Origin of the sequence: Segatella buccae ATCC 33574, assembly GCF_000184945.1 — a bacterium.
Classification (GTDB): Bacteria; Bacteroidota; Bacteroidia; order Bacteroidales; family Bacteroidaceae; genus Prevotella; species Prevotella buccae.
The window spans coordinates 2,952,700-2,979,323 of the sequence record NZ_GL586311.1 but is presented as its reverse complement, the minus strand read 5'-3'; the positions used below and the strand labels follow the sequence as shown (position 1 = coordinate 2,979,323).

27 protein-coding genes and 1 other RNA gene are annotated in these 26,624 nt (G+C 55.5%); 25 read left to right on the top strand and 3 right to left on the bottom strand.

What is annotated here, in order from left to right:
• Positions 1–3: 3 nt before the first annotated feature.
• From purU to HMPREF6485_RS11785, 11 genes are all read left to right on the top strand, one after another.
• Positions 4–867, top strand: a complete 864-nt coding sequence (gene purU, locus HMPREF6485_RS11835; RefSeq protein ID WP_004346787.1) for a formyltetrahydrofolate deformylase — start codon at positions 4–6, stop codon at positions 865–867.
• 56 nt (positions 868–923) lie between these two features.
• Complete coding sequence (gene hisH, locus HMPREF6485_RS11830; RefSeq protein WP_004346786.1) at positions 924–1,520, top strand: imidazole glycerol phosphate synthase subunit HisH; 597 nt, start codon at positions 924–926, stop codon at positions 1,518–1,520.
• A gap of 9 nt (positions 1,521–1,529) precedes the next feature.
• The gene (gene hisA, locus HMPREF6485_RS11825) at positions 1,530–2,276 is read left to right on the top strand and encodes a 1-(5-phosphoribosyl)-5-[(5-phosphoribosylamino)methylideneamino]imidazole-4-carboxamide isomerase (RefSeq protein ID WP_004346785.1); all 747 of its coding nucleotides are present in this window, start codon (positions 1,530–1,532) and stop codon (positions 2,274–2,276) included.
• Between the two features lie 19 nt (positions 2,277–2,295).
• Positions 2,296–3,060: an imidazole glycerol phosphate synthase subunit HisF gene (gene hisF / locus HMPREF6485_RS11820; RefSeq protein ID WP_004342312.1), complete on the top strand. Its 765-nt coding sequence runs from the start codon at positions 2,296–2,298 to the stop codon at positions 3,058–3,060.
• A gap of 181 nt (positions 3,061–3,241) precedes the next feature.
• On the top strand, positions 3,242–3,889 hold the full coding sequence (hisIE, locus tag HMPREF6485_RS11815; RefSeq protein ID WP_004346783.1) for a bifunctional phosphoribosyl-AMP cyclohydrolase/phosphoribosyl-ATP diphosphatase HisIE: 648 nt from the start codon (positions 3,242–3,244) through the stop codon (positions 3,887–3,889).
• A gap of 54 nt (positions 3,890–3,943) precedes the next feature.
• The gene (locus tag HMPREF6485_RS11810; RefSeq protein ID WP_004342314.1) at positions 3,944–4,657 is read left to right on the top strand and encodes a cell division ATP-binding protein FtsE; all 714 of its coding nucleotides are present in this window, start codon (positions 3,944–3,946) and stop codon (positions 4,655–4,657) included.
• 231 nt (positions 4,658–4,888) lie between these two features.
• Entirely contained in the window at positions 4,889–6,205 is a 1,317-nt protein-coding gene (locus HMPREF6485_RS11805; RefSeq protein ID WP_004342315.1) for an aspartate kinase, read from the top strand.
• A gap of 257 nt (positions 6,206–6,462) precedes the next feature.
• Positions 6,463–7,623, top strand: a complete 1,161-nt coding sequence (lysA, locus tag HMPREF6485_RS11800) for a diaminopimelate decarboxylase (protein WP_004346781.1) — start codon at positions 6,463–6,465, stop codon at positions 7,621–7,623.
• A complete protein-coding gene (locus HMPREF6485_RS11795) occupies positions 7,624–8,808 on the top strand; it encodes a glycosyltransferase (protein WP_004346780.1) in 1,185 nt (394 codons plus the stop codon).
• Positions 8,809–8,904: 96 nt separating this feature from the next.
• Entirely contained in the window at positions 8,905–9,771 is an 867-nt protein-coding gene (locus HMPREF6485_RS11790; RefSeq protein ID WP_004346779.1) for a glycosyltransferase, read from the top strand.
• Complete coding sequence (locus HMPREF6485_RS11785) at positions 9,768–11,756, top strand: fructose-bisphosphatase class III (RefSeq protein ID WP_004346777.1); 1,989 nt, start codon at positions 9,768–9,770, stop codon at positions 11,754–11,756. The genes HMPREF6485_RS11790 and HMPREF6485_RS11785 overlap by 4 nt, the downstream gene beginning before the upstream one ends.
• Positions 11,757–11,890: 134 nt before the next feature.
• On the opposite strand, the gene HMPREF6485_RS11780 is transcribed toward HMPREF6485_RS11785, so the two are convergent.
• The 3 genes from HMPREF6485_RS11780 to rnpB form a co-directional block, all read right to left on the bottom strand.
• A complete protein-coding gene (locus HMPREF6485_RS11780) occupies positions 11,891–12,112 on the bottom strand; it encodes a hypothetical protein (RefSeq protein ID WP_004346775.1) in 222 nt (73 codons plus the stop codon).
• Between the two features lie 27 nt (positions 12,113–12,139).
• The gene (gene galE, locus HMPREF6485_RS11775; protein WP_004346773.1) at positions 12,140–13,177 is read right to left on the bottom strand and encodes a UDP-glucose 4-epimerase GalE; all 1,038 of its coding nucleotides are present in this window, start codon (positions 13,175–13,177) and stop codon (positions 12,140–12,142) included.
• 32 nt (positions 13,178–13,209) lie between these two features.
• An RNA gene (gene rnpB / locus HMPREF6485_RS13190) (RNase P RNA component class A) lies at positions 13,210–13,590 on the bottom strand.
• A gap of 285 nt (positions 13,591–13,875) precedes the next feature.
• Between rnpB and HMPREF6485_RS11770 the strand changes: the two genes are divergently transcribed.
• From HMPREF6485_RS11770 to HMPREF6485_RS11710, 14 genes are all read left to right on the top strand, one after another.
• The gene (locus HMPREF6485_RS11770) at positions 13,876–15,342 is read left to right on the top strand and encodes a Do family serine endopeptidase (RefSeq protein ID WP_004342322.1); all 1,467 of its coding nucleotides are present in this window, start codon (positions 13,876–13,878) and stop codon (positions 15,340–15,342) included.
• 168 nt (positions 15,343–15,510) lie between these two features.
• Positions 15,511–16,029, top strand: a complete 519-nt coding sequence (locus tag HMPREF6485_RS11765) for a hypothetical protein (RefSeq protein ID WP_004346772.1) — start codon at positions 15,511–15,513, stop codon at positions 16,027–16,029.
• Positions 16,030–16,091: 62 nt separating this feature from the next.
• Entirely contained in the window at positions 16,092–16,406 is a 315-nt protein-coding gene (locus HMPREF6485_RS11760; protein ID WP_004346771.1) for a helix-turn-helix domain-containing protein, read from the top strand.
• Positions 16,393–16,593, top strand: a complete 201-nt coding sequence (locus HMPREF6485_RS13795) for a HipA N-terminal domain-containing protein (RefSeq protein WP_004346769.1) — start codon at positions 16,393–16,395, stop codon at positions 16,591–16,593. The genes HMPREF6485_RS11760 and HMPREF6485_RS13795 overlap by 14 nt, the downstream gene beginning before the upstream one ends.
• Positions 16,594–16,621: 28 nt before the next feature.
• On the top strand, positions 16,622–17,560 hold the full coding sequence (dcm, locus tag HMPREF6485_RS11755) for a DNA cytosine methyltransferase (protein WP_004346767.1): 939 nt from the start codon (positions 16,622–16,624) through the stop codon (positions 17,558–17,560).
• Between the two features lie 2 nt (positions 17,561–17,562).
• Entirely contained in the window at positions 17,563–18,618 is a 1,056-nt protein-coding gene (locus HMPREF6485_RS11750) for a HaeII family restriction endonuclease (RefSeq protein WP_004346766.1), read from the top strand.
• A gap of 83 nt (positions 18,619–18,701) precedes the next feature.
• Entirely contained in the window at positions 18,702–18,992 is a 291-nt protein-coding gene (locus tag HMPREF6485_RS11745; protein ID WP_004346765.1) for a DUF5053 domain-containing protein, read from the top strand.
• A 262-nt stretch (positions 18,993–19,254) separates the two neighbouring features.
• Positions 19,255–20,577, top strand: coding sequence for an ATP-binding protein (locus tag HMPREF6485_RS11740; RefSeq protein ID WP_004346764.1), 1,323 nt, complete (start codon positions 19,255–19,257; stop codon positions 20,575–20,577).
• A gap of 396 nt (positions 20,578–20,973) precedes the next feature.
• A complete protein-coding gene (locus HMPREF6485_RS11735) occupies positions 20,974–23,070 on the top strand; it encodes a DNA topoisomerase 3 (protein WP_004346762.1) in 2,097 nt (698 codons plus the stop codon).
• Positions 23,071–23,235: 165 nt separating this feature from the next.
• Positions 23,236–24,096 (top strand): sigma-70 family RNA polymerase sigma factor, encoded by an 861-nt coding sequence (locus tag HMPREF6485_RS11730; RefSeq protein WP_004342335.1) that lies wholly within the window; start codon positions 23,236–23,238, stop codon positions 24,094–24,096.
• A gap of 83 nt (positions 24,097–24,179) precedes the next feature.
• Complete coding sequence (locus tag HMPREF6485_RS11725; protein ID WP_004346760.1) at positions 24,180–24,740, top strand: hypothetical protein; 561 nt, start codon at positions 24,180–24,182, stop codon at positions 24,738–24,740.
• A gap of 22 nt (positions 24,741–24,762) precedes the next feature.
• Positions 24,763–25,704: a hypothetical protein gene (locus HMPREF6485_RS11720; protein WP_004342340.1), complete on the top strand. Its 942-nt coding sequence runs from the start codon at positions 24,763–24,765 to the stop codon at positions 25,702–25,704.
• Positions 25,701–26,246 carry a S24/S26 family peptidase gene (locus HMPREF6485_RS11715; protein ID WP_004346759.1) on the top strand — a complete coding sequence of 182 codons (546 nt, stop codon included), beginning with the start codon at positions 25,701–25,703 and terminating at the stop codon, positions 26,244–26,246. Before HMPREF6485_RS11720 ends, HMPREF6485_RS11715 begins: the two co-directional genes overlap by 4 nt.
• A gap of 16 nt (positions 26,247–26,262) precedes the next feature.
• Positions 26,263–26,535, top strand: coding sequence for a PqqD family protein (locus HMPREF6485_RS11710; protein ID WP_004342344.1), 273 nt, complete (start codon positions 26,263–26,265; stop codon positions 26,533–26,535).
• Positions 26,536–26,624 lie beyond the last annotated feature (89 nt).

Below are 26,624 nucleotides of genomic sequence, written 5' to 3'. Positions count from 1 at the left end.
AGAATGAAACCAACCGCAATATTGCTGCTCCACTGTCCGGACGAGCAGGGGATTATCTCCGAGATGACGAAATTCATCACAGACAATCAGGGTAACATCGTCTACCTTGACCAGTATGTGGACCGGGAAGACGGCATCTTCTTCATGCGCATAGAATGGGCCTTGGAGAAATTCACCATCCCCCGCGAGAAGATCCGGGAATACATCGACACGCTCTACGCACAAAGATACAAGATGGAGTTCAACCTCTACTTCAACGACGTGAAGCCGCGCATGGCCATCTTTGTGAGCAAGATGAGCCATTGCCTCTACGACCTGCTGGCACGCTACAAGGCCGGCGAGTGGAACGTGGAGATACCCTGCATCGTGAGCAACCACGAAGACCTGCGCTATGTGGCCGAGCAGTTTGACATACCTTATTATGTATGGTCGATCAAGAAAGACCACTCCAACAAGGCCGAAGTGGAACGGGCGGAGATGGAACTGCTCAAGAAAGAGAAAGTGACCTTCATCGTGCTGGCGCGCTACATGCAGATTATCAGCGACGACATGATCAAGGCCTATCCCAACCACATCATCAACATCCACCACTCCTTCCTCCCCGCCTTCGTGGGGGCCAAACCCTATCATCAGGCGTGGGAGCGCGGCGTGAAAATCATCGGGGCCACGAGCCACTACGTGACAGCCGAACTGGATGCCGGGCCCATCATCGAACAGGATGTGACGCGCATCACGCATAAGGACACGCCCGAGAGTTTGGTGCTCAAAGGCAAGGACTTGGAGAAAATCGTGCTGAGCCGGGCCGTGACCAAACACATTCAGCGCAAGATACTCACCTACCACAACAAGACCATCATCTTCAGTTGAAGCGGAGGACAACGGCCCTGCAGCCGTCCCGCGCACATAACTGCCAGAAGATTCCCATGAAAGTAGCAATCATCAAATACAACGCCGGCAACATCTATTCGGTCGTCAACGCACTCAGGCGGTTGGGCGTCGCCCCTATCCTCACCGACCGGGCTGAGGAACTCGCGGCGGCCGACCGCGTGCTGTTTCCCGGACAGGGGAATGCCCGCGAGGCGATGGCCTATCTGCGCAGCCACGGTCTCGACCGCGTGATAGCCGGTCTGCGGCAGCCCGTACTGGGCATCTGTGTGGGCCAGCAGCTGTTGTGCCGGCACTCCGAAGAGGGCGACACCGACTGCATCGGCGTGTTCGACGCCGAGGTGAAACGCTTCCGGCCCGAACGCCACGAAGACAAGGTGCCACTCATGGGGTGGAACGAGATAACCGACCTCAGCGGGCCGCTGCTCAACGGTCTCGGACCGCATCCCTACACCTACTTCGTACACAGCTACTACGTGCCGCTATGCCAAGACACCGTGGCCACGGCCCATTACATACAGCCCTACAGTGCCTGTCTGCACAAGGGCAACTTCTATGCCTGCCAGTTCCACCCCGAAAAGAGCGGAGAGACGGGCGAGCGCATCTTGCGCAACTTTCTCGACATTGACAAATAACATACGGCCATGACACAACGCATAGAACTCATCCCCGCCATCGACATCATAGAGGGCCAATGCGTGAGACTCACAAAGGGCGACTACGGACAGAAGACCGTCTACGGCAGTCGGCCGGCAGAGGTGGCCCGGGAGTTTGAACGGCTGGGCTTCAGCCGGCTGCACATCGTCGACCTCGACGGGGCCAAGTCGCAACACATCGTCAATGTCGGTGTGCTGCGCGAAATCACCTCCGCCACATCGCTCACCGTAGACTTCGGCGGCGGCATCAAGAGCGAAAAAGACATCACCGCGGCCTTCGACAACGGAGCCTCAATGGTCACCGTGGGCAGCGTGGCCGTCACCCGCCCCGACCTCTTCCTCGACTGGCTCGGGAAGTACGGGGCCGACAGACTCATCCTCGGGGCCGACGTGAGAAACGGCAAAATCTCCATCAACGGGTGGAAGGAAGACTCGGAACAAGACCTGCTGCCTTTCCTCCGCCAATATGTGGAGCGGGGCGTGAAACACGTGCTCTGCACCGAAATCAGCAAAGACGGCACCCTGCAAGGGCCGGCCATAGAACTCTATCAGAGCATCATGGCTGCCTACCCGGGACTGCACCTCATCGCCAGCGGCGGTGTGTCGGGCAACGACGACATCGAACGGCTCGACAGGGCCGGCATACCGGCTGTGGTGTTCGGCAAGGCATTCTACGAAGGACGCATCGACGTGGCCCGACTGGGACTCCCCCACCACGAAAGTACAACCATATAAACAAAAGACTGCAAAGACAATGTACAGAGGACCGGCCAAACGCATCATCCCCTGCCTCGACGTGAAAAACGGCGAGACGGTGAAAGGCACCAACTTCGTGGACTTGCGGAGTGCGGGCGACCCCGTGGCTCTGGGCAAGGCCTACAGTGCCGCGGGAGCCGACGAACTCGTGTTTCTCGACATCACGGCAAGCGTGGAGGGCCGCAAGACATTCACCGACATGGTGAGCCGTGTGGCCGCCGAACTCAACATACCCTTCACCGTGGGCGGAGGCATCAACGAACTGGCCGATGTAGACCGCCTGCTCCATGCCGGGGCCGACAAGGTGAGCGTCAACAGTTCGGCACTCCGCCGGCCGGCACTCATCGACGAGATAGCCTCCCACTACGGCTCGCAGGTGTGCGTGTGCGCCATCGACGCCCGCCACGACGAGGACGGGTGGCACTGCTACGTGAAGGGCGGGCGCGAACGTGTGGAACGGGGACTCTTCGACTGGGCCCGTGAGGCCGCCGACCGCGGGGCCGGCGAGATACTCTTCACGAGTATGGACCACGACGGCGTGAAGCAGGGATTTGCCAACGAAGCCCTCGCCCGACTGGCCGACGAAGTGCCCATTCCCGTCATCGCCAGTGGCGGAGCGGGAGCCCCGGAGCACTTCCGCGACGCCCTCACCGTGGGCAAGGCCGATGCCGCACTAGCGGCCAGCGTGTTCCATTTCGGCGAAATCGCCATCCCCGACCTGAAGGCCTATCTCCGCAAGGAGGGCATCAACGTGAGGAGATAATGTTAAAATAGGAGTGAAAGGGAGTTAAGACAAATGCTTCATTTCCGACGCATGGCTGTCCATCATTCAACCTGCCTGAGAAGAAAGCCTCTTGAGTTATGGGCTGTTGTCTTTAACTCCTAACGAGCGAAGCGAGTGCTAACTCCCTTTAACTCCTTTAACTCCTATAAAAAGAACAACAATGGAAATAGATTTCGATAAATCGGGCGGTCTCGTGCCCGCCATCATCCAAGACGCCACGACGAAAAACGTCTTGATGCTGGGCTTCATGAACAAGGAGGCACTTGACAAGACCCTCGCCACCGGAAAGGTGACCTTCTGGAGCCGCTCGCGCAACTGTCTGTGGACAAAGGGCGAAACCTCGGGCAACTACCTCAACCTCGTGTCGGTGAAAAGCGATTGCGACAACGACACGCTGCTCGTCCGCGCCACGCCCGACGGGCCTACCTGCCACAAGGGCACGGACACCTGCTGGGGCGAGGAGAATGCCTACAACCCCATCGTGTTTCTCAGCGAGTTGCAGGATTTCATCGACCGCCGGCGCGAGGAGATGCCCGAAGGCAGCTACACCACCGCGCTCTTCAACAAGGGACTCAACCGTATAGCCCAGAAAGTGGGCGAGGAGGCCGTGGAGACGGTCATCGAGGCCACCACGGGCGGTGACAAGCTGGTGGATGAAGCCTCCGACCTGCTCTACCACCTCATTGTGCTGCTCGCGAGCAAGGAACTGCGCATAGAAGACCTCGCCGCCGAACTGCTCCGGCGCCACAACCCCGACTGGGACAAGGCGCGCCGCAAGGCCAAGGCCGACGGCACCTACCGGAAATAAAGACCATCCAGACTGCCCCACAGGCAGCAAACCACATAAAAACGAGAAAGAACCATGTTGATAGACTACGAGAAAGTAAACGTATATCAAGAAGACACCCCGGTGCTGAAAGCTGTCGACTTCCATGTCGACGAAGGGGAGTTCATCTATATTATAGGTAAGGTGGGCTCGGGCAAGAGTTCGCTGCTGAAGACCTTCTACTGCGAACTCGACATCGACGGTGACGAGGCGGAGAAGTCGGAAGTGCTCGGGCGCGACCTCAAGACACTCAGGCGCAAGGACATCCCGGCCCTGAGACGGGAGATGGGCATCATCTTTCAAGACTTCCAACTGCTCCACGACCGCACCGTGAGGAAGAATCTGGAGTTTGTGCTCAAAGCCACGGGTTGGAAAAACAAAGACGACATCCGCCGCCGCATCGAGGAAGTGCTCACCGAGGTGGACTTGCTCGACAAGCTCGACAAGATGCCCAACGAACTCTCGGGCGGCGAACAGCAACGCATCGCCATCGCCCGCGCCATACTCAACAAGCCCAAAATCATCCTCGCCGACGAGCCCACGGGCAACCTCGACCCCGAGACGGCGGGCAACATTGTGCATCTGCTCAAAGACATCACGGGCATGGGCACAGCCGTGGTCATGACGACCCACAACATCCCCATGCTCGACAAGTATCCCGGCATCGTGTACCGCTGCAACGGCGGCACCATCAGCGATGTCACCAAGGAGTATAACCACATAGACCTCACGGAAAGTGAGGAGGAGTGATTTAGGAGATTTTTGGGGAGTTAAAGGGAGTTAAGGAGTTAAAGGGAGTTAAGACAACAGCCCATAACTCGAGAGACTCCTTTCTCCGGAAGTTGAGTGGCAGGTAGCTATGTGTCAGAAATGAAGCATTTGTCTTAACTCCCTTTAACTCCTTAACTCCCTTTAACTCCTAAAATTCTTAAAAATTCTCCTAAAAAAAGATTTACCAAATACATTAAATATTACGCGTATATGAAGGTCATGAAATTTGGAGGCACTTCCGTCGGCTCACCCGAGCGCATGAAGAATGTCGCCTCACTTGTAACGGAATCGGGAGAACCCACCTTTGTCGTTCTCTCCGCCATGAGTGGAACCACCAACTCCCTTGTAGAGATTTCCGACTATCTGTACAAGAAGAATCCCGAGGGAGCCAACGAGGTGATCAACAATCTCGAGCGCAAATACATGCAGCATGCCGAGGAACTCTACTCCACCGACGAGATGAAACAGACCACCAAGGAGTTTCTCGCGGGCGAGTTTGACTACCTCCGCTCGTTCACCAAAGACCTCTTCACCTCGTTTGAGGAAAAAAGCATCGTGGCCCAAGGCGAAATCATGAGCACCAACATGGTGGTGAACTACCTCAAGGAGCAGGGCGTGAAAGCCGTGCTGCTCAACGCCCTCGACTTCATGCGCACCGACAAGAACGCCGAGCCCGACCCGCAATACATCAAGGAAAAGTTGCAGGCCATCCTCGCCGCCACTCCCGAGAGCCAAATCTACATCACCCAAGGCTTCATCTGCCGCAACGCCTACGGCGAAATAGACAATCTGCTGCGCGGCGGTTCCGACTACACGGCCTCGCTCATCGGCGCAGCCATACCGGCCGAGGAGATACAGATATGGACCGACATCGACGGGATGCACAACAACGACCCGCGCGTGGTGGAGAAGACCGAAGCCATACGCCAGCTCAACTTCGAGGAGGCCGCCGAGCTCGCCTACTTCGGCGCGAAGATACTCCACCCCACCTGCGTGCAGCCGGCCAAGTATGCCGGCATCCCCGTGCGCCTGAAAAACACCATGGCACCGGCCGCAGAGGGCACCATCATCGACAACGTGCTCGTGCGCGGCAAAATCAAGGCCGTGGCCGCCAAGGACAACATCACGGCCATCAAGATCAAGTCATCGCGCATGTTGCTCGCCACGGGATTCCTGCGCAAGGTGTTCGAGATATTCGAGAGCTACCAGACACCTATCGACATGATTGCCACCTCGGAGGTGGGCGTGTCGATGAGCATCGACAACAGCACCCACCTCAACGACATCGTCAACGAACTGAAGAAATACGGCACCGTGACCGTCGACACCGACATGTGCATCATCTGTGTGGTGGGCGACCTCGACTGGAGCAACCTCGGTTTCGAGACGCTCGCCACCGAGGCCATGAAGAGCATTCCGGTGCGCATGATTTCCTATGGCGGCAGCAACTACAACATCTCGTTCCTCATCAAGGAGGCCGACAAACAGCGCGCCTTACAGAATCTGAGCAACGTGCTCTTCACCTGACGGAAACCGCCCCGGCTCCGTGCAGAACGCTTGCACCCTCCATGCAGAGGCCATGCACCAAGCGTGCAACAGCCATGCACGGAGGGTGCAGCAGTCATGCACCGCGGTCGTGACAGCATCAGCGAAAAGGCATAACAGCCACACCGCCCGCCGTCTCGGCTCCGTCGGTTTAGTTCATCGGCCCCGTTGCTCCGGCTCATCATGCCATACCCACAACTCCCCACCCCTCACTTCTCACTTCTAACTCAAAACATGCTATGACGAAAGGAATCTTCCCGACCGACAAATTCCGGGACACAAGAACCCCCTTCTACTACTATGACACGGAGCTGCTGCGACGCACGCTCAAGAGTATCAACGACGAGGCCGCACGCCACGACGGGTTTGTGGTACACTATGCCGTGAAGGCCAACGCCAACCCCAAGGTGCTCAACGTGATATGCCAGGCCGGGTTGGGTGCCGACTGCGTGAGCGGCGGCGAAATAGAGGCCGCCCTGCGGGCCGGATTCCCGGCATCGAAGACGGTGTTTGCAGGCGTGGGCAAGAGCGACTGGGAAATCAACCTCGCGCTGGACAAGAACATCTTCTGCTTCAACGTGGAGAGCATTCCCGAACTGGAAATCATCAACGAACTGGCGGCCCGCAAGGGCACCACGGCCCGCGTGGCCTTCCGCATCAACCCCAACATCGGGGCCCACACCCATGCCAACATCACCACGGGGCTGGCCGAAAACAAGTTCGGCATCGCCTTGGAAGACATGGACAGCGTCATCGAGAGGGCAGCGACGCTGGAGCACGTGGCGTTCGTCGGACTGCACTTCCACATCGGCAGCCAGATACTCGACATGGGCGACTTCAAGGCCCTGTGCAACCGCATCAACGACCTGCAAGCCCACTTGGAGCACCGCCACATAAGGCTGGAACACCTCAACGTGGGCGGCGGATTGGGCATCGACTACCACCACCCCAACCGCGTGCCCGTGCCCGACTTCAAGGCCTACTTTGACACCTACGCGCGCCACCTGAAGCTCCGCGAGGGGCAGAGGCTGCACTTCGAACTGGGCCGCGCCGTCGTGGGCCAGATGGGCACGCTCATCACCCGCACCCTCTATGTGAAGCAGGGGGCCGCCAAGCAGTTTGCCATCGTCGATGCCGGCATGACCGACCTCATACGCCCCGCCCTCTATCAGGCCTACCACAAGATAGAAAACCTGTCGAGCCAAGAGCCCCCCGAGACCTACGACGTGGTGGGCCCGATATGCGAGTCGAGCGACGTCTTCGCCAAAGCCGTCGACCTCAACAAGGCGCACCGCGGCGACCTCATGGCCATCCGCTCGGCCGGAGCCTACGGCGAAATCATGGCCAGCGGCTACAACTGCCGACAACTGCCCGCAGGATATATAACAGAAGACTTTTAAATGGATTTCCTCATCATTGACCCGACGACCGTCATCCTCTCCGTGGCCGTCATCTTGCTGTCGGCCGCAGGGGCGATGGCCAACCCTTTTTTCAGATCCGTGGGCCCCGACACACCCCCTGACGCGCCCGGCGAGACGGAAGACGGCGGCGGCACCGCCCCACGCACGCCCCTGCCGCAGGCCACGGTGCTCATCACCGTACACGACCAGGCCGACAGCCTTGAGCGCAACCTGCCCGCATTTCTCTCGCAAGACTATCCCGACTACCGGGTGGTCGTGGTGGGCGAGAAGGGCGACGGCGAGACCGAAGACATACTCAAGCGGCTGGCCGCCCGCCACAGCCGGCTCTACTACACGCTCATTCCCGAGTCGTCGCGCTACATGAGCCGCAAGAAGTTGCAGGTGACACTGGGCGTGAAGGCTGCCGGGAGCGAATGGATAGTGCTCACCGAGGCCACCATGCGCCCGCAGTCGGACAGGTGGCTCGCCACGATGGCGACCCACTTCGCCGACGACTGCAACCTCGTGATGGGCTACGCCGGCTTCGACGACGCCACGCCCGGCTACCGGCGATTCATCCGTCTGCGGGAGGCCTGCTATCTGCTGCGGCGCGCCCGGAGGGGCCGGGCCCTCTCCACCAACATGGCCAACCTCGCTTTCCGCAAGAGCGACTTCCTGCGCCACAACGGTTTCCGGGGCAACCTGCAACTCGTGCGCGGCGAGTATGAATTTCTCGTGAACCGCTATGCCGAGAGGGGGCGCACCCGCGTGGTACTCTCGCCCGCGGCATGGCTCACGGAAGAAGCCCCCGGCAACCGCACGTGGCTGAACACCCACCTCTATCACATCGCCGCGCTGCCCCTGCTCTCGCACACGGGCAGTATGCGCCTGCTCCGCTTTGCCGACCATCTGCTGCCCCATCTCAGTCTGGCAGCCGGTCTCGCCGCCGTGGCGTGGGGACTCCTCGCCCACAACGCGCTGCCCCTCGCCTCGGGAGTGCTCGCCCTGCTCGTGCTCGCCGTCGCCCGCACCCTAATAGCCGCGCGGGCCATGCGCCGCTTCGGCATCGCCATTCCGGTCCTGCTGCTCCCGTTCTACGAGTGGAGTGTGGTGGCCCACAATGCGCTGATGCACCTGCACTACTGGCGGGCCGACAAGAACGATTTCACCTCGCACAAGCTGTAACGACAATCTCCGGAGCGCATCCGACGGCACAAAAACAAGTAAAAAAACACACTTTTTTTGGGTTTTTCATTTGTTTGGCGTATATTTGCAGACAGGATGAATGTATATCTATTCATAGACAGACGGAAGAAGAGTGTAGATGTCCACGGCGAATACGCGCAACTGCTGCGTGAGGGCTGCGAGACCGCAGACACGCTCGCCGAGGCCGATGTGGTGCATCTGCTCGGCGCGTGGAGCTTCAAGGCCGCCCGCATAGCCCGCCGCGCGCGCCGCATGGGCATCCCCTACGTGGTGACCCCGCTGGGGGCCGTCTCTCCTTGGAACCGCACTCATCCCCGCTGGCGGCGTCTGCTGCAAACGTGGCTCTACGAGAAACGGATGCTCACCCGGGCCCACGCGCTGATAGCCACGTCGGAAATGGAGCGCAGCTATCTGCTCGGACTGAAATGGAACCCGCAGGTGTTCCACATCGCCAACTCGCTGCTCACGCGCACGATAGCCCCGGCCGGCATGGTGCAACTCAACAGGCAGGCCGCCGGGCACAGCCTTGAGCTGTTTGAACAGGCCCGTACCGAGGCCGTCACGCGGGCCACGGCCTTCGTCGACGACATGACTTTCGGCGAGGCGGAAAGTGGGCAGACATGGCCCAATGAGCGGGAAATCGTGGGCCAAATCATGCGCATCCGTCTGCGCATGGCCCACCGCAACATCCCCGACACCTACATCGACCGCCTGAACAGCCTGCTCAACCACACCGAATACAACGACGACATCGTGGCCGAAGCCCTCCACCGGCTGGGACTCACACGCTTCGCCCGCAGTCTGTTCGGCGTGATGGCCACCGTGACCGGGCTCACGGAGGGGTTCATGCCGCTGCCGGCACTGTCTTCCCGACAGGGCAAGACCATCGGCCGATACATCAAAAAAGATACAACTAACAAAAACTCAACTGATCATACATGAAGCATTACGACATCGAGCGCGACATGCGCTACCTTAAACTACTCTCGCAATCTTTCCCTACTGTGGCCGACGCAAGCACGGAAATCATCAACCTGCAGGCCATCCTCAATCTGCCTAAGGGCACGGAACACTTTCTGGCCGACATCCACGGCGAATATGAGGCCTTCCTGCACGTGCTCAAAAACGCGTCGGGCAATATCAAACGCAAGGTGAACGAACTCTTCGGCACCACCCTGCGCGAAAATGAAAAGCGCGAACTCTGTTCGCTCATCTACTACCCGGAGCAGAAACTGGAACTCGTGAAGCAGACCGAGGAAGACATCAACGACTGGTATCACATCACCATACACCAGCTCGTGGCCGTGTGCCGCGACGTGTCGAGCAAGTACACGCGCTCCAAAGTGCGCAAGTCGCTGCCCGAAGACTTCTCCTACATCATTCAGGAACTGCTCCACGAGCGCACCGACGACATCGACAAGGCGGCTTACGTGAACGGCATCGTGGAGACAATCATCTCCACAGGACGGGCCGACGACTTCATCATCGCCATCGCCAACGTCATACACCGCCTCTCCATCGACTCGCTACACATCCTCGGCGATGTCTACGACCGGGGGCCGGGGGCGCACATCATCATGGACACCATGCGCCACTACCACTCGTGGGACATACAGTGGGGCAACCACGACATACTCTGGATGGGGGCTGCGGCGGGCAACGATGCCTGCATCTGCAACGTGATAAGGCTCTCCCTGCGCTATGCCAACCTCACCACGCTGGAGGAGGGCTACGGCATCAACCTCGTGCCGCTGGCCACCTTTGCCATGGAGACCTACGGCGAAGACCCCTGCACGGAGTTCAAACCCAAACTCTCGGGAGAGTCGTCGGTGAACGACGAAAAGACGCTGCGACTCACGGCACAGATGCACAAGGCCATCGCCATCATACAGTTCAAGCTCGAGAACCAGCTCTTCGAACGCCATCCCTCGTGGAACATGCAGAAGCGCAACCTCTTCAAGCACATCGACTACGAGAAGGGAACCATCGACCTCGACGGCAAGACCTACAAGCTCACATCGTGTTTCTTCCCCACCATCGACCCCAAAACGCCCAACTCGCTCACCAAGGAGGAAACGATGCTCATGCGCAAGCTCCACCACTCGTTCATGGTGAGCGAAAAACTGGGCAAGCACATACGCACACTGCTGCAACACGGCTGCATGTACACCATCATCAACAACAACCTGCTCTTCCACGCTTCGTGCCCGCTCTGCGACGACGGCACGCTGAAGGAGGTGGAAATCTATCCCGGACGGCGTTACAGCGGACGGGCCCTGATGCACAACACGGGCATGATGATACGCACGGCCTTCCAGTCGGACTCCGACACGGGCGAGCGGCAATATGCCATCGACTACTTCCTCTACCTCTGGTGCGGCACCGACTCACCGCTGTTTGACAAGTCGAAGATGGCCACCTTCGAGCGATACTTCATCAAGGAGAAGGAAACCCACGCCGAGGAGAAGGGCAACTACTTCAAGTTGCGCGACAACGAGGAGGTGGTAGACCACATCCTCGATGCCTTCGGGGTGTCGGGCCCCAACCGCCACATCATCAACGGCCATGTGCCCGTGAGGGCCGCCAAGGGCGAAAACCCCATCAAGGCGGGCGGCAAGCTGATGGTGATAGACGGCGGATTCAGCCGGGCCTACCACAACGAGACGGGCATCGCGGGCTATACGCTCGTCTACCACTCGCGCGGTTTCCAGCTCGTGCAGCACGAACCGTTCACCAGTGCCGAAGATGCCATCAAGCGGGGCACCGACATTGTTTCCACCATACAGATAGTGGAGATGAGCAACCACCGTATGCGCGTGGCCGACACCGACAAGGGCGAGGAACTGCGCCGGCAGGTGGGCGACCTCGAAGAGCTGCTCTATGCCTACCGCCACGGCTACATCAAGGAGACGGAGCAAAAGAAATGACCCTCGCGGGCTGCCCTCCCCGCAGCCCGCAGGCTCCTGAAAACGACAAAAAGCCCGGAAGTCTTGTGCATGACTTCCGGGCTTTTCGCTATGTCATCGTGTGTCTTGCCCGACACACGACCGTTCATAAACGGCTATTGTCTATACGGCGTGCGTTCGTGCAGATGCCTGAAAAGCTCGGTTTTCTCCTCCGTCAATTCTCCGCTTTCCCATAGACTGTCTATCTCCTGCCGGGCTTTTCGTGCAAAGAAATCGGAGACAGCCTGCTTCAAGTCTGCCAACACTTCGGGCGACTTGACCACAGACATCATCCGCAGCATCTCCAACTGCGCTTCGTTTAAAACCGTCGCAGCCATATCACGTTTCTTATTCTATTGCTTGTTTCACATCACCCCGTCGGCGCGCAACTTCTGCTGCCACTTCCAAGCACTGGCCAGCACATCGCCCAACTCGGCCTCGGCCTTCCAGCCCAGCACCTTGTTGGCCTTGTCCACATTACCCCAAATCTTCTCGATGTCGCCCTCGCGGCGCGGGCCGTACTTCCAGTTCACTTTCACGCCCGTGGCCTGCTCGAAGGTGTCGACAATCTCTTTGGTGGAGTTGCCGCGGCCCGTGCCGATGTTGAAGTATTCCAGCTGGTCGGTCTCCTTGTCGAGCACGCGCGCCATGGCGGCCACGTGGGCCTTGGCCAAGTCAACCACGTAGATGTAGTCGCGTATGCACGTGCCGTCGGGCGTGTTGTAGTCGTTGCCGAAGATGGTCAGCTGTTCGCGTATGCCCATTGCCGTTTGCGTGACATAGGGGATGAGATTGTTCGGCACCCCGTTGGGCAGTTCGCCGATGAGGGCCGAGGGATGGGCCCCGATGGGATTGAAATAGCGCAGCACGATGCTCTTGACCGGTGCACCGCTGTGGATGTAGTCGGCGATGATCTGCTCGTTGATTTCCTTCGTGTTGCCGTAGGGTGACGTGGCCTTCTGGTGGGGTGCCTCCTCGGTGACGGGCAGATTTTCGGGCAGAGGCTGCCCATAGACCGTGCAACTCGACGAGAAGATGAAGCCCTTCACGTTGTAGCGGGGCATGAGTTCCAGCAGATTGACGAGCGACACCACGTTGTTGCGATAATAGAGCAAGGGCTTCTGCACGCTCTCGCCCACCGCCTTGCTGGCGGCGAAGTGGATGATGCCCGTGATGGCAGGATATTTCTTGAACACGGCTTCGGTGGCGGCAAAGTCGCGCAGGTCCACCTGCTCGAATGCCGGACGGATGCCCGTGATCTGTTCGATGCCGTCGAGCACCTCCACCTTGGAGTTGCTCAGGTTGTCTACAACGACCACATCGTAGCCTGCCTGCTGGAGTTCGACCGTGGTGTGGCTGCCTATAAAGCCCGTTCCGCCGGTCACTAAAATCGTCTGCTTCATATTTTCTACATATTTTGTTTAAGCCAAGAAAGAAAAGCAGCATCCCCGTAAGCCGGGTTCTGTTGGCCGCCAAGGCGGCTGTCTGTCATTTATCTAATCCACGAGTTGCCCCGAGGCTTTAGCATTCTACCCTCCGCAGTCTCCGCAAGGGAGGTCGGGCGAGCAACCCTCAAACTGCGGTTTACATGAACTTGCAGCCTCCGGAAGGCACGGCTTGGCCGATCACCCGGCCAACCGGTGGTCTCTTACACCACCTTCTCACCCTTACCGGCCCGTGGGGGCAGGCGGTCGTTCTCTTCTGCCAACACCTGTCGTCACCGACAGCTCCTATTTTCGGGAGCGGAGTGCTCTGTGCTGCCCGGACTTTCCTCTCGCGCACTCAGAGCGACGCCAGCGACAGACCGGGATACTGCTTTCCATGAAGCAAAGTTAAGAAGTTTTTTGCAAAGACACAAGATTTTGCCACATTATTTAAGAAACGACAATATTTTAAACGAATGTAAATTTATCCTTGCCCGTGCTTAAAGACCTTTAATGTGTTAATTTGAAATGTTAAAATCGAATAAAGATAACCGACATTTTGACACTATCACGATTTTTGCGCCTATATTTGCAACCGAAACAAACAGGCGACGGGAGGCCCAGGGGCCACGACCCGGAGCAGAAAAAAAGAGTAACAATCAAAAGCAATAAAGAAAATGAACAAGAAGAATTTTGGCAAGTATGCCATTGCCGCACTTTGCGCCGTGTCGGTTGCATTCTCGACCGGAGCATTCATCAAGGCCAATGCCGCCGAAGCACCCGCCGTGGCAGCAGGCCAACCCGTAGACTTGACTTATGCGGCCGAAAAGGCACTGCCGGCCGTGGTACACATCAAGTATGTGCAAAACGCCAAGACCAAGACCGTGGAGGTGCAGAGCAATCCGTTTGAGGATTTCTTCGGCGGCGACCCGTTCGGCTTCTTCGGCAATCCGGGCGGAGGCTCGCAGAAGAGGCAGGTGCAGACACCCAAGCAGGTGGCCACGGGCTCGGGCGTGATCATCAGCAGTGACGGATACATCGTGACCAACAACCACGTGGTGGACGGGGCTGACGAACTCACCGTGACGCTCAACGACAACCGCGAATTCTCGGCCCGCATCATCGGAACCGACAAGGCCACCGACCTCGCACTCATCAAGATAGACGGCAAAAACCTCCCCACCCTGCCCGTGGGCGACTCGGAGAAGATCAAGGTGGGCGAATGGGTGATTGCCGTGGGCAACCCCTTCGGACTGAACAACACCGTGACGGCGGGCATCGTGAGTGCCAAGGCGCGCTCGCTGGGGGCCAACGGCGTGGAGAGCTTCATACAGACCGATGCCGCCATCAACGCCGGCAACTCGGGTGGCGCACTGGTCAACACCTCGGGCGAACTCATCGGCATCAATGCCATGCTCTACTCGCAGACGGGGTCGTATAGCGGCTACGGATTCGCCATCCCCACCACCATCATGAACAAGGTGGTGGACGACCTGAAGAAGTTTGGCAGCGTGCAGCGCGCACAGCTCGGCATACAGGGCGGAGACGTGATCAACTACATCAACTCGCAGAAAGACAACGGCAAGGAGGTGGACCTCGGAACCAACGAGGGTGTCTACGTGGCTAAAGTCGACGACGAGGGTGCAGGTGCCGCCGCCGGACTGAAAGAGAACGACGTGATCACGGCCGTGGACGGTCACAAGGTGACCAAGATGGCCGAACTGCAAGAGGTGATTGCCAAGAAACGCCCGGGCGACAAGATGAGCATCACCTATCTGCACAACAAGAAGTCGGTGACCAAGACCGTGACGCTGAAAAACGCACAGGGCAACACGGAGGTGGTCAAGCCTGCCGACCTCGATGTGCTGGGGGCCAACTTCCGCGCCGTGACCAACGAGCAGAAAACGCAGCTCGGCATCGGCTTCGGACTCGAAGTGATCAAGGTGAACAGCGGTGCACTGAAGGAGGCCGGCGTCTCCCGCGGATTCATCATCCAGAAGGTGAACGACCAGCCGGTGCGCACCATCGACGAACTGCAAAAGCTCGTGAAGAGTGCTTCCACCAGCAAGGAGCCGGTGCTCTACATCCAGGGCGTATGGCCTACCGGCAAGAAAGGCTACTTCGCCGTGCCGCTGCAGGGGTAAGTGGACGAGTTGACAAGTAAACAAGTTGACGAGTGAACAAGTGGCTTGCAGAAGAAACCGCAAGCTGACAGATAAATAGACAGACGGGTGGCGTGCAGGAGACGGCCCACGGGCAATCTCCACCAAAAAGGCACGCCACCCGTCTTGTTTGTTTCCACGGTCCGGCCGATGCTTGGCAATACGCTCATCGAACAAAACAAATTGTCAAACTATTTATCCGTTTTCGGCCTCTCTGCTTGCGATATTCTCGGCCGACACTCCACCCGGGCGCAAATGAGCGAGTTTGGCGGCATTTCCAAAACGCTGACCATCAGCCGCTTGAATTTTATTGACACATATCTGAACCCCAAAACGGGCCTGAACAAGCCCAAACAGGCTTGCAAAAGGGCCGCAGTTGCGATGCAACTGCGGCCCTTTCAGCTCCCAACCGTGGCCCTTTCGCAAACTCTGCGGGCCCGGAGGGGAAAACCGACAGACTTTTCCGGTAGTTTAAAGCCTATCTTCCACTCTCGTTGGAGCATTTCCGCGGATGTCTTTTTGTTGATATTCTTCGCCACCATCCGGCATCTTTCGAAACCCCATCTCATCGGTTTTTCCCAAGCCAAGCATGACAACAAGCCCCGTGCTCCCGCTAAAAGCAGCGGAAAAACTTGCAGGGATAAAATAAAAACGGTATATTTGCAATAACTATTATATTAGTTATTAAAGCCGAATACCGAATATAACAACTAACATGATGATTGCTAATCATGTATATTTTTGAGCCCATATCAACGGAAGACATCCTCAAACGGCTGTCGGGAAACTGCCGGTTGCGCCGATTGGAGAAGAACATGTCGCAGAAGTCGCTGTCGGAGACGAGCGGCGTGCCGCTGTCCACCATACAGCGGTTTGAGCATACGGGCGAGATTTCCCTTGCCAGTTTCGTGAAAATCGTGCGTGTACTCGGCTATGCGGAGGACATGATGGGGCTGATAGGCAAACCGAAATACGCAAGTCTTGACGAAATGGTCAAGATCAATAAGAACAGGGGCAGAAAGCGAGGGACCGATGAAGGAATTTGATTCACTGAAAGTCATGTATCATGACCGGCTCGTGGGCCGCCTGACCATGGGCACCAACGACACGTGCCTCTTCCAGTATGAAAAGGAGTGGCTGGACTCGGGCTTTTCCATATCACCCTTGAAACTGCCGCTAAGATTACTGAACATTGACAAAAGGGAACTTGCCAACTCCCTCTCAAAGGAATGAAAGCAGGCACACCAAAATATAAATAAAAATGGATTGGAATAACTTTAGTTTTATAGATTTATTCGCCGGTATTGGAGGCATCAGATTAGGATTCGAATCTGCTGGCGGACATTGCGTGTTCTCTTCTGAGTTTGATGAGAATGCTTGTAAAACTTATGAAGCAAACTTTGGCGAACATCCATCAGGTGACATTACAAAAATAGAAGCAAAAGATATTCCTGATTTTGACATTCTTCTTGGGGGCTTTCCTTGTCAGGCTTTTTCTATCATAGGGAAGAAAGAAGGGTTTGAAAATGAAACTTGCGGTACTTTGTTTTTCGAAATAGAAAGAATATTGAAAGAAAAAATGCCAAAAGCATTTATGTTAGAAAATGTTAGAAATCTAACGGCTCATGACAAGGGAAATACTTTTAAGGTAATTATGAACCACTTAGAAGCATTGGGATATACTGTGTATGCAAAAGTTTTGAATGCTTTGGACTTTGGCATTCCCCAGAAAAGAGAACGAATCATCATTGTAGGATTTAAAGACAATATTTTGTTTTCTTTTCCAACTCCCGTTCCAATATCTCAAAGAAAAACTCTCAAAGATATTCTCGAAATTGATGTTGACAAGAAATATTATGTCAAGGATAAAATTAGAGAATCAAGACTTATGCGACTTAAAGACCCTAATTATCCTAAGCCATATATTTCCCATGAAAACATGGCGGGAAGCATAACCCCACATCCATATTCTTCATGTCTGAGGGCTGGCGCATCTGCAAATTACATTCTAATAAATGATGAACGTAGACCGACAGAAAGAGAAATGTTGAGACTTCAGGGATTTCCCGATGATTTTAAGATTGCGGTTTCATACAGCAACATCAAACATCAGACTGGAAATTCTGTTGCAGTACCTGTTATAAAAGCTGTCGCACATCAGATGATTAGAACATTAAAGAACTTTGAATTAAATAGATAATTATGATAACAAGAGAACAAGCAAAAGCCGCTTTGGATACAGTCATCAAAAAGTCCAGAGTTCACTTGTACAAACCAATACAAATAGCAGAAATACTTTATCGGGACAGAATTTATAAAGACATAAACCTTCTCTCGTTGGAGGATTATCGGACAAAAAGCAAGAAATGGAGGGATAAAGTGTCTATCGTGCTGCTTGGAAGAGTAAGCACCAGTAGTGCACGATTCCAAGACGATTTATTCAATGATAATGCCACTCCACCAGCAGTATTAGATGTTCTGGGACATGAAAATCGTAGAACCAATGGTGCGGTAGAAGCGTATATCTATAACAAGTTTGACTATAAACATGAGCAACTGTCTAATGCTCTTTCGTATTGCTTAGACGCTGATACAGAATCTTTTGAAGTCAAGAAATTTATAGATTCGTTTTGGAATGAGCCGGGATTAAAGAGAAGTCTTGACAAAATATATGAAATCATAGTTTATGCCTTGTTCTCCACATTGGTTGACGCGATGAATCTTAAAGTTGAAGTTACTGTAGGGGAAGAAGCGTACCCTCTATTAAAGGAATTTGAAGAGTTCACAAAAAAAATCATGTGTTTAGATTGCTCAACGCCACAACATATACAAGAGGCGAAAGTTTATCGTGTTGGGGTTACAAATGCCGCAGACCGTGGACTTGATATGTATTCCAACTGGGGACCAGCCATTCAAATTAAACACTTAAGTTTAGACCTTACTATTGCTGAGAACATTGTAAATAGCGTTTCGAGTGATCGAATTGTCATCGTGTGCAAGGATGCTGAAAAAGATGTGATAGTATCTCTTCTGACTCAAATAGGTTGGAGAAGTCATATCCAAAGCATTGTAACTGAGAATGATTTGGTAACATGGTATGAGAAAGCACTTCGGGGAAGTTACTCTGATATGTTAGGGGAAAAGCTTTTATTTTGTCTCGCCAATGAAATAGCTGAAGAATTTCCGTCCGTAGACAGCACTCCTGAAATCATAAAGGAAAGACATTACGAACTGATTTCTGACCCTTTCTGGAAATAACGGATGACGCCGCCGGACACTATGGCAGCCAAGATAAGAAAATATTATGAATCGTTGTAGGACAAGGAATCCAAAAACCGACAATGGAAAAACAAAATATGAGCATTGAGGAGTGGACACAGTTTCTCATTGACAACAAAGACAAGACGAGACTCCGGCAGCAGCTCGGAGAGGATATAGGCATGGCCGTATCATGGGGATGGTTTGCAAAGCGTTTCCTCAATCGGCCTGTCGATTTCGTCTACAGCCGGCTTATCGGCTATGAACGCACCGGTGAGAGAGTCCCCGACATGACCGCCGAGGAAGAACAACAATTCAAGAAAGGTCTTCTCACGCTTGCCGAACAGCTAAAACTGGCTGCGGAAAACTTCTAATTCTCGTCATGCATGGGGGCCAGATGGGGCGATTTGATAAGTTATGTTTCAATGCCGGACAAATCACATCCATTTGGCAAGTCTTCCGGATGGTATTTCCGCTATTACAGAATTACTTGACCACCATGACTGAATCCTGATATCCCCGGCAAGAAATAATTCTCACAAACACTTGTGCGTTTCATGGGAAATCGCTATATTTGCACAAACGACTGCGGAAAAATGTAGTCTTGCTACACTTTTCTGCGCTTAAAAATGTGAAATGGAGATAGAAAGAGATATTATAGATGCGTTCAAGAGGTGGAAAGACGAGCAAGAAAGAAAACCCATCCTGCTGAAAGGGGCAAGACAGATTGGCAAGACATGGGCGATGGAAGCCTTCGGACGGGAATACTTCGAGTATTGCGCCAAGTTTGATTTTGACCGCCAGCCTGAATTGAAGTCTGTTTTTCAGACTTCCAAGAGTCCCGAACGGATTCTCAAAGAGTTGTCACTCTACACGGAAGTTCCCGTCATTGCCGGTAAGACGCTTATCATCTTCGACGAGATACAGGAGTGTGAGGAGGCATTGAACAGCTTGAAATACTTTTATGAGGATGCCCCTGAGTTTCATGTCATGGCGGCAGGCAGTCTGCTTGGCGTAGCGGTCAAGAAGCGTAGCATGACCGTGCCTGTGGGGAAGGTGAGCATCATGCGCATGTACCCCATCACGTTCCGGGAGTTTCTGCGTGCAACTGACGCAAAGACATTCCGGTATGTGGAAGACTTGCAGAAAGCAGAACACCTCCCGGAGATAGTCTTCAACAAATTGAAGACGGAATACCGACGTTATCTCGTGTGCGGCGGTATGCCTGAAGCTGTCATCAGCCTACTTGACAACAGGGGTATGGAGGCTGTGGAACAAGTGCAGCAGGATATCCTCGATCTCTACGAACTTGACTTCGCCAAATATGCCACGCCACGGGAGATTCCCCGCATTCATGCCATCTGGCACTCTCTGCCATCACAGTTGGCCAAGGAAAACCGTAAGTTCGTCTATAAGGTGGTGAGGCCCGGAGCACGGTCGAAGGATTACGAGGATGCACTTCTCTGGCTGGAAGACGCAGGGATGATTTACAGAGTGCTCAACATCACCAAGCCCGGTCTGCCGGTTTCCGCATACGAAGATCCCACTGCATTCAAGGTGTATGCTTGCGATTGCGGACTGCTGCGCCGCCTGGCCCGACTTCCGGCAACGGTCGTGCTGAATGCCAACGCCAACTACACGGAGTTTAAAGGCAGCATGGCAGAAAATGCCGTCTTGCAGTCGCTGCTGCCACTGATGAAAGATGATGTGCCTCACTACTGGTCGCCGGACAGCCGGGCAGAGATAGAGTTCATCTTGCAATGGGGTGAAGAGGTCATTCCTGTGGAAGTAAAGGCCGAAAACTGTGTCAGTGGCAGAAGCTTGTCTGTCTATCATGAAAAATACCGGCCGAAAGAGCGCATTCGCTTCTCTTTCCTCAACCTGCAATACAATGAGGGGCTGCTTAGTTGTCCCTCCCCGCTTGCTGATTGGTTCTATCGGTTCTTGTCACCGACGTAATATCTTTTATCTCGACTTAAATTCATGTGGTGGTATCAGGACAATCTTTTTTTCTGCACATTAAATTGAAAAGGATAGGAAGGCCAAAACCGATGGAAAGCCTGTCGCCGCTTCTCCCCCGTGCCTTAGTCCCGTGCCTTCCGCTAAAAGTTTTTGGGAAAGCGCGCTTTCGCTTGGGAGATAAAATAAAAAGTGTTACCTTTGCCTTTCGGAAAAGAAACGCGGTAATGAAAAGGTAAAGAAGTAAAAGAATAAAGAGGCTTCACACAGCCGTATGACAAAAGGCTTCCCCAACTTGTAGGGGCAGTGCTTTATGCCTGCCCCTACAAGCAGGGATGGAAGTCCTGCAAGCAGGGTGAAACCTCTTTTACCTCCTTACCTTCAATTTGACGAAGCATGATAGTTTGCATTGCAGAGAAGCCCAGCGTGGCGCAGGACATCGCCCGCATCATCGGCGCAACGACGCGCCGGGACGGATATATCGAGGGCAACGGCTACCAAGTGACGTGGACCTTCGGACACCTGTGTGAGCTGAAGGAGCCCGACGACTACACCCCGATGTGGAAGCGGTGGAGCCTCAGTGCCCTGCCCATGATTCCGCAGCGGTTTGGCATCAAACTCATCAACGACCAGGGCATCCGCAAGCAGTTTGCCACCATCGAACGGCTCATGCAGGCGGCCGACGGCATCGTGAACTGCGGCGACGCGGGACAGGAGGGAGAACTCATCCAACGGTGGGTGATGCAGAAAGCCAAGGCCACCTGTCCGGTGAAGCGGCTGTGGATTTCGTCGATGACCGACGAGGCCATCCGCGAGGGGTTCGATGCGCTCAAAGACCAGAGCGAATACCAGAGCCTCTATCTCGCAGGACTCTCGCGGGCCATCGGCGACTGGATATTGGGCATGAACGCCACACGGCTCTACACGCTGAAATACGGGCAAAACCGGCAGGTGCTGTCCATCGGGCGGGTGCAGACCCCCACGCTGGCACTCATCGTGAACCGGCAGAAGGAGATAGACAACTTCAAGTCTGAACCCTACTGGGTGCTGGCCACCATCTATCGCGACACGACGTTTACGGCCACTTCGGGCAAGTTCACGAGCAAGGAGGAGGGCGAGCAGGCCTTCGCCACCATTGCCGGCAAACCGTTTGCCGTGACCGACGTGCAGAAGAAGCGGGGCACCGAGGCACCGCCCCATCTCTACGACCTCACGTCGCTGCAGGTGGAGTGCAACAGGAAGTTTGCCTACTCGGCCGACATGACGCTCAAACTCATCCAGAGCCTCTACGAAAAGAAGGTGACCACCTATCCGCGTGTGGACACGCAATATCTCTCCGACGACATCTACCCCAAGTGCCCGGGCATCCTGAACGGCGTCTACAAGACCACGTTTGGCGGCATGGCCCCCTACGCCGAATTCGTGAAACCGCTCGGGGGGAAGAAGCTGCCCAAGAGCAAGAAGGTGTTCGACTCGTCGAAGGTGACCGACCACCACGCCATCATTCCCACCGGGGTGCCGCCCACGGGCCTGACGGATATGGAACGCAACGTGTTCGACCTCGTGGCCAAACGCTTCATCAGCGTGTTCTACCCCGACTGCCGCTTCTCCACGACCACCGTGCTCGGAGAGGTAGACGGGATAGCCTTCAAGGTGAGCGGCAAGGAGATACTCGAGCCCGGTTGGCGAGCCGTCTACACCAAGGACAAGGGCGACGAGGAAGAGGAGGCCAAGCGCAGCGAGGAGGAGCGCACGCTGCCCTCGTTTGTCAAAGGGGAGAGCGGCGAACACACGCCCACGCTCACCGAGAAGTGGACCACACCGCCGAAATACTACACCGAAGCCACGCTGCTGCGCGCGATGGAGACGGCGGGGAAATTTGTCGAGGACGAGGAACTGCGTGCGGCACTCAAGGAGAACGGCATCGGCCGGCCGTCGAGCCGCGCGGGCATCATCGAGACGCTGTTCAAGCGCCACTACATCCGGCGCGAACGCAAGAATCTGCTGGCCACGCCCACGGGCATCGAACTCATCGACACCATCCACGAGGAACTGCTCAAAAGCTGCGAACTGACGGGCATCTGGGAGAAGAAACTGCGCGACATCGAGCGAAAGACCTACGACCCGATGCAGTTTATCGACGAACTGAAACAGCAAATCACCGAAATCGTGAACGACGTGCTGGCCGACAACAGCAACCGCCACGTGACCGTCACCACCGAGGAAGACCTCAAGAAGAAGACTACCCGTAAGAAGCCGGCTCCCAAGAAGTCGGCCGACAAGGTTGCCACTCCCCCGGCATCCCCCTCCTCCCCCACTCCGCCGGCCACTCCGCCGACTGCTCCCATAGCCACTCCCGTGCCAGACGACAGCATCATCGGCAGCCCCTGTCCGCTCTGCGGCAAGGGCACGGTGATAAAAGGAAAGACCGCCTACGGCTGCAGCGAGTGGCGCAACGGCTGCACCTTCAAGCTGCCGTTTGCAGCACAGTGACTCCCGGGCGGGCATCCCCCTTCTCCGCAAGAACGGAAAGGCCCCTGTAAAAGGAGTGGAAGCCTTTCATAACAAATAGTAGGTATTTGCTAAAAATATCTACTATTTTTTTGTGATTCAGAATAAAATATCGTATTTTTGCAGATGCTTAAATTTTGATGCTACATGAGACAACTGAAAATCACCAAATCGATTACCAATCGGGAAAGTGCATCACTGGACAAGTACCTGCAAGAGATTGGACATGAAGAACTGGTCACCGTAGAAGAGGAAGTGGAACTTGCTCAACGAATACGGAAAGGAGACCGGCACGCGTTGGAAAAACTGACTAAGGCCAATCTCCGCTTTGTTGTCTCTGTGGCCAAACAATATCAGAATCAAGGCCTCAGCCTGCCCGACCTCATCAACGAGGGCAACATGGGACTCATCAAGGCCGCCGAGAAGTTTGACGAGACGCGCGGCTTCAAGTTTATCTCCTACGCCGTGTGGTGGATCAGGCAGAGCATCCTGCAGGCCATCGCCGAACAGAGCCGCATCGTGAGGCTGCCGCTCAACCAAGTGGGCAGCGTGAACAAAATCAACCGTATGCTCAACAAGTTTGAGCAGGAGAACGAGCGGCGGCCGAGCATCGACGAGATAGCCGACTCGGTGGACTTGCCCGAAGACAAAATCGAAGACGCACTGAAGGTGAACACGCGTCACGTGAGTGTGGACGCACCCTTTGTCGACGGTGACGACAACAGCCTGATCGACATTCTGCCCAACTCCGATGCCCCCATGGCCGACAAGGCACTGGTGATGGAGTCGCTCCGCGAAGAGATAAGCCGCGCGCTGAGAACACTCAACGAGCGCGAACGGAACATCATCGAGTGCTTCTTCGGCATCAACAATCCCGAGATGACACTTGAGGAAATTGGCGACAAGTTCGGACTCACGCGTGAGCGGGTGCGGCAAATCAAAGAAAAAGCCATACGCCGCCTGCGCCACAACACCAAAAACAGAGTGCTCAAAGCCTATTTGGGATAACCCCGGAGGGAACCGGGACCAACCCTCAAAACGATAAAAACAGAAGACGGCGTGAACATTTCAGGACGCGCCCTAAAGTGAATATGAGAATGACAAGAAACCTGCTGGCGGCCCTGCTGCTCGCACTTATAGCCGGAATCAATGCCGGCGCCAAGAGCAAAGCCGAGAAAGCCTACCTTTTCGGAATGGCGGCTTCGTTTAACGACTCCACCGTGTATTTCACCGAAATACAGCCGCTCGACACCGTGTGGCTGGCCGAAAAGACACACTTCCTCATGGGCCGCAACGAATATGCGGCACAGCTGCGCGAACACTTGGCGGCACAGGGAGAGAACAACCGCACATGCATCGTGTGCTTCGACACCAACCTCAAGCGGTTGACCGGCAAGTATGCCAAGCTGAAAGCCAAATACACGGACGCTTTCAAGAAAAAAAAGAAAATGCTCGACCGCAAGGCTTTCATCGTGAAAGACCTCACGCCGGCCGACTTCACCTTCAAGACCGTAAAGCCCTACGAGGCGGAGGAGACCGCTCCGGTGAAGAAGAAGGCACGCAAGAAGAGCCACAAGGCCATGCCCGGAGGCGGACAGGAGCAAGGGCAGGCTCCCGGAGAGATGCAGCCCGAAGGGCCTTCGCCGCGATAACCACGACCAATGCTGAAGGAACATGGCGCAAGTCAACTATTTCAACATCGCAGATTACCCCATCCAAATAGTCTTTGAGGAGTCACCGTACAACGACATGCGGCTGCTCCCTTCGTTTGAACCCTTCCGGACGGCAGCGCCCGGTGAGGGCAGTGACACCCGTGCCGGACATGACGGAACGGGCCAACCGCTCTTCCGCCTCGTCGTGGACGACACGCTGCGCCCCATCGCCAAGGAGCGCCGCAAGCGCATCAGGACATTCGACACGGGCAACGGGGACACCATCGTAGACAAGGTGGACGACGGGGGATACCAGTATATCATCAAAGACCTCAAAGGGGCAGAGTGCTGTATGTTGCAGACCGACAAAGAGTTCAGCCACTGCCGGTGCGCCCTTAACGGGAGCTACGACATGCGTTGCTTCGGCCTCAACAACGCCCTCATGCTCATTTTCGCCTTTGCAAGCAGCCTGCACCACACACTGCTCATCCACGCTTCGCTCGTGAGACAAAACGGCCGCGGCTATGCCTTCATCGCCAAGAGCGGCACGGGCAAGAGCACGCAAGTGAGTCTGTGGCTGCGCTATCTGCCGGGGTGCGACCTGATGAACGACGACAACCCCGTCGTGCGCGTCGTCGACGGCCTACCTTATATATATGGCAGCCCGTGGAGCGGCAAGACTCCCTGCTATCGCAACGTGAAAGCCCGGCTCGGTGCCATCACCCGCATAGACCGCGCCCCGCAAAACAGCATCGAGCGACTCTCGCCCGTAGAGGCTTTCGCCTCGCTGCTGCCGTCGTGTTCGAGCATGAAATGGGATGAGGACATCTACAACCGCATCTGCGACACCGTGTCGCTCATCGTGGAGTCGACGGGCATCTACACGCTCCATTGCCTGCCCGACAGGGAGGCCGCCGAACTGTGCAACGCTACCATAGCCCAACATCAAGATCCACAGGGATGAAAGAAGAAACCAAACGATACCACGCTTCAGGGCTGGAAATCAAGGAGGTGCAGTTTGCCAACGAGGTGCTGCTGCCCGAAGTGGTGAAGATGCTCAACGAGGGGCACACCGTGACGCTCCGGCTCAGGGGTTTCTCCATGAGGCCTTTTCTCGAAGACAACCGCGACAAGGCTCTGCTCACCAAGCCCATCCACTCGCAGGAGGGCGATGTCGTGCTGGCCGAGACCGGCCCACGCCACTACGTGCTCCACCGCATTGTCAAGATTCAGGGCGACAACGTGACCCTGCGAGGCGACGGCAATCTGGCCGTGGAACGTTGCAAGATGGCCGACATCAAGGGGTTTGCCATCGGTTTCTACCGCAAGGGGCGCACCACGCTCGACAAGACCAACAGCCTGAAGTGGCGCGCCTACTCGCTCGTGTGGACGTCACTGCTCCCCTTCCGCCGCTATCTGCTGGCTTTCTACCGCCGCATCTGGCTCAAGATATTCAAACCGCAGATCCTATCGGCCGGCAACGACCAAACATTCAAGACTAACTGACAAGCAACTGAAATATATGAAAGCAAAAAAAGGATTCAACATTCGCAAGGTGTGCGGAGAAAACATCATCGTGGCCGAGGGCGAAGAGAACATCGACTTCTCAAACATCATCAGCATGAACGAGAGTTCCGCCTTCCTTTGGAATAACATCAACGGCAAGGACTCTTTCACCGTCGACGAACTGGTGGACAGCCTGCTCGGTGAATATGAGGTGGACGAAGCCACGGCCCGCCGAGATGTGGAGGCACTCGTTGACAACTGGCGGCAGGCCGGGATCATTGAGGAGTAAGGAACAAAAAAAACACAGACCCCAAAACCACGGACCCCCCATCCCCCCTAAAGGGGGGCTTACCTTCCTGCGAACAAGTGGATGGTAAA

Bases quoted from the DNA above. Each gene is read 5' to 3' on its own strand.
- HMPREF6485_RS11760 (WP_004346771.1), top strand. From the start codon at position 16,092: ATGTATATTTTTGAGCCCATATCAACGGAAGACATCCTCAAACGGCTG.
- hisF (WP_004342312.1), top strand. From the start codon at position 2,296: ATGTACAGAGGACCGGCCAAACGCATCATCCCCTGCCTCGACGTGAAA.
- HMPREF6485_RS11805 (WP_004342315.1), top strand. From the start codon at position 4,889: ATGAAGGTCATGAAATTTGGAGGCACTTCCGTCGGCTCACCCGAGCGC.
- HMPREF6485_RS11795 (WP_004346780.1), top strand. From the start codon at position 7,624: ATGGATTTCCTCATCATTGACCCGACGACCGTCATCCTCTCCGTGGCC.
- HMPREF6485_RS11725 (WP_004346760.1), top strand. From the start codon at position 24,180: ATGAGAATGACAAGAAACCTGCTGGCGGCCCTGCTGCTCGCACTTATA.
- HMPREF6485_RS11710 (WP_004342344.1), top strand. From the start codon at position 26,263: ATGAAAGCAAAAAAAGGATTCAACATTCGCAAGGTGTGCGGAGAAAAC.
- HMPREF6485_RS11780 (WP_004346775.1), bottom strand. From the start codon at position 12,112: ATGGCTGCGACGGTTTTAAACGAAGCGCAGTTGGAGATGCTGCGGATG.
- HMPREF6485_RS11715 (WP_004346759.1), top strand. From the start codon at position 25,701: ATGAAAGAAGAAACCAAACGATACCACGCTTCAGGGCTGGAAATCAAG.
- HMPREF6485_RS11785 (WP_004346777.1), top strand. From the start codon at position 9,768: ATGAAGCATTACGACATCGAGCGCGACATGCGCTACCTTAAACTACTC.
- galE (WP_004346773.1), bottom strand. From the start codon at position 13,177: ATGAAGCAGACGATTTTAGTGACCGGCGGAACGGGCTTTATAGGCAGC.
- HMPREF6485_RS11735 (WP_004346762.1), top strand. From the start codon at position 20,974: ATGATAGTTTGCATTGCAGAGAAGCCCAGCGTGGCGCAGGACATCGCC.
- hisIE (WP_004346783.1), top strand. From the start codon at position 3,242: ATGGAAATAGATTTCGATAAATCGGGCGGTCTCGTGCCCGCCATCATC.
- HMPREF6485_RS11750 (WP_004346766.1), top strand. From the start codon at position 17,563: ATGATAACAAGAGAACAAGCAAAAGCCGCTTTGGATACAGTCATCAAA.
- HMPREF6485_RS11810 (WP_004342314.1), top strand. From the start codon at position 3,944: ATGTTGATAGACTACGAGAAAGTAAACGTATATCAAGAAGACACCCCG.
- HMPREF6485_RS11765 (WP_004346772.1), top strand. From the start codon at position 15,511: ATGCTTGGCAATACGCTCATCGAACAAAACAAATTGTCAAACTATTTA.
- HMPREF6485_RS11745 (WP_004346765.1), top strand. From the start codon at position 18,702: ATGGAAAAACAAAATATGAGCATTGAGGAGTGGACACAGTTTCTCATT.
- lysA (WP_004346781.1), top strand. From the start codon at position 6,463: ATGACGAAAGGAATCTTCCCGACCGACAAATTCCGGGACACAAGAACC.
- dcm (WP_004346767.1), top strand. From the start codon at position 16,622: ATGGATTGGAATAACTTTAGTTTTATAGATTTATTCGCCGGTATTGGA.
- HMPREF6485_RS11730 (WP_004342335.1), top strand. From the start codon at position 23,236: ATGAGACAACTGAAAATCACCAAATCGATTACCAATCGGGAAAGTGCA.
- HMPREF6485_RS11740 (WP_004346764.1), top strand. From the start codon at position 19,255: ATGGAGATAGAAAGAGATATTATAGATGCGTTCAAGAGGTGGAAAGAC.
- HMPREF6485_RS11720 (WP_004342340.1), top strand. From the start codon at position 24,763: ATGGCGCAAGTCAACTATTTCAACATCGCAGATTACCCCATCCAAATA.
- hisH (WP_004346786.1), top strand. From the start codon at position 924: ATGAAAGTAGCAATCATCAAATACAACGCCGGCAACATCTATTCGGTC.
- HMPREF6485_RS11770 (WP_004342322.1), top strand. From the start codon at position 13,876: ATGAACAAGAAGAATTTTGGCAAGTATGCCATTGCCGCACTTTGCGCC.
- HMPREF6485_RS13795 (WP_004346769.1), top strand. From the start codon at position 16,393: ATGAAGGAATTTGATTCACTGAAAGTCATGTATCATGACCGGCTCGTG.
- purU (WP_004346787.1), top strand. From the start codon at position 4: ATGAAACCAACCGCAATATTGCTGCTCCACTGTCCGGACGAGCAGGGG.
- HMPREF6485_RS11790 (WP_004346779.1), top strand. From the start codon at position 8,905: ATGAATGTATATCTATTCATAGACAGACGGAAGAAGAGTGTAGATGTC.
- hisA (WP_004346785.1), top strand. From the start codon at position 1,530: ATGACACAACGCATAGAACTCATCCCCGCCATCGACATCATAGAGGGC.